This window comes from Phaeovulum sp. (genome assembly GCF_041596715.1).
Classification (GTDB): Bacteria; Pseudomonadota; Alphaproteobacteria; order Rhodobacterales; family Rhodobacteraceae; genus UBA6213.
Map to the genome: position 1 here is coordinate 1 of NZ_JBFHIA010000375.1, position 1,816 is coordinate 1,816.

The following is a 1,816-nucleotide window of genomic DNA, read 5'->3' on the forward strand; positions in this document are numbered from 1 at the left end:
AAGTATTTCAGGCCGTCCTTGCCCGCGACATCTTCCACCATCTTGTGAATGAAGCCGTAGCTGAGTTCTGCGATCGATTGCATCCGGCTGGGAACGACAGCGCGCCCGCGCGTGCCCACCACCAGCATCAGAAAGATCGCCAGCACCGCAACCGCCATCCAAAGCGTGACGTTGGTGGGCGTGTACCAGTTGACCGGACCATCGCCGAAAAGCGGCTTTACGATGAATTGCTCCATCGGGTGGAATGAAAGTGCGCTGCCTGCTTCTTCCGTCGCCACGTCTATTTTCCCTCTTCCCGCGCAGATTGCTCTGCCAGCCGTTCTTCCTGAACCTCGCGCGCCGTGCGCAACATCACCCGCACCCCGGCCGCAAAGCCTAGAAGCGTGAAGATCACCAGCAGCCAAGGCAGCGTGCCGAACAACCTGTCCAGCCCATAACCTATGCCGAAGCCGATCCCCAGCCCCGAAACCATCTCGATCACCATCCGCCAGGCGATATTCGCCTGATTGAAGTGCTCATCCGCGCGCGGCCCGGGCATCAGTTCCCGTTTCTTCTCGGTGATCCGTTTCTCAAGCCGCCGCAGCCGCTCGGGGTCGGGACCATCTGGGGGGTCAACAGGCATATTTCAGGCCCCGCGCAAAGTCGCCGCCTTCCTAAGCGCCAATGACGCCCGAGTCAAGCTGGACGCGGTTCGCGTAACACGCTGACATTACGTTGTTTTAAATCGCCATAGCCATTGGCTGGCACACCGCGCGCCATGCGTCGTTCAACCATTTGGTTGACGATTGTGCGCCGGTTGCGCTAATCCGCACCATGCCTCAACCCGCGCCCAACCTCGATCTGCTGTTTGCCGCGCTTGCCGACCCGACCCGGCGCGCGATACTGACGATGCTGCTTGAGGATGACATGGCTGTAACCGACGTCGCCGCCCCCTTCGCGATCTCACTGGCTGCGGTCTCGAAGCACCTCGCAATTCTGGCCGATGCGGGCCTTATCAGCCAGGAAAAACGCGGTCGTTTGAAGTGGTGCAAGCTAGAACCCGCCGCGATGCGCGCCGCGACCACTTGGATGCAGGGCTTCGGCCAGTTTGAGCCGCTCGACCTCGACGATTTTGAGCGTTTTTTGCAAACGGAACTCTCGGATCCGGTATCCACGCCCTAGGTGTTCGGCGGGCAACTTCGGGTGCTCATGCGAAGCAAGAAAAGATCGTATTTTAACGGAAAGATCGCGCAACAGGCTTGGCGCGGGGTAAGGCGTAGGGCGGGCCACACTTGATGCTATTTGCTAGCTGTGGCAAATGGCGGCCCGTGTGCGCTAGGTTCGCAGCTATCTCTTGGCTGCTACTTGGTGGATGATGGCCTTGAGGCGGACTGCGCAACTTCTTCGCCGCGCCCGCCATGAGAAGGAGCAAAGCATGTGGATCAAGCGCGTAACGCACGCAATCTGGGCTGGGCTGCTTTTGGTCTCCGTAGCCGCTTGCGCAAGCACGCAACCTATCGGCCCCGCCGATCTTGCGCTGAAGGACAGCGCACTTGAAGGCTGCTGCCGCGAGACAGAGCCGATTCCACCGGTTCTGGTCGCGATAGCCGAGCCCTTCGCGCCGATGTTGGGAAATATCATCGGCGCAAGCGTGATGCGACCCGGGTATCTGGCGCGACCCGAGCCGCAACTCGCTGCTGTGAAAATGGTGCAGCCGCTTGATGTGGTTGTGCTTTCCAGCAAAGGCCGCGCCTCGGGCAACACCATCCCCGGCCTTTACGGACATCTTGCCATTTACCTTGGCAACGAAGCCGAGTTACGCGCGCTTGGCATGTGG

General features: G+C 60.3%; 3 protein-coding genes and 1 pseudogene. 2 read left to right on the forward strand and 2 right to left on the reverse strand.

Features of this window, described 5'->3' with window-relative positions:
• Together ABY403_RS16170 and ABY403_RS16175 are read right to left on the reverse strand one after the other, a co-directional pair.
• A pseudogene (locus tag ABY403_RS16170) lies at window positions 1-278 on the reverse strand (F0F1 ATP synthase subunit A); the annotation flags it as partial.
• Window positions 279-280: 2 nt separating this feature from the next.
• The gene (locus tag ABY403_RS16175) at window positions 281-622 is read right to left on the reverse strand and encodes an AtpZ/AtpI family protein (RefSeq protein ID WP_372841838.1); all 342 of its coding nucleotides are present in this window, start codon (window positions 620-622) and stop codon (window positions 281-283) included.
• A 191-nt stretch (window positions 623-813) separates the two neighbouring features.
• Here ABY403_RS16175 and ABY403_RS16180 point away from each other — a divergent pair, with 191 nt between their 5' ends.
• Window positions 814-1,161: an ArsR/SmtB family transcription factor gene (locus ABY403_RS16180; RefSeq protein ID WP_372841839.1), complete on the forward strand. Its 348-nt coding sequence runs from the start codon at window positions 814-816 to the stop codon at window positions 1,159-1,161.
• Window positions 1,162-1,414: 253 nt separating this feature from the next.
• Window positions 1,415-1,816 (forward strand): hypothetical protein (locus tag ABY403_RS16185; RefSeq protein ID WP_372841840.1); only part of this gene is annotated, 402 nt, incomplete at its 3' end.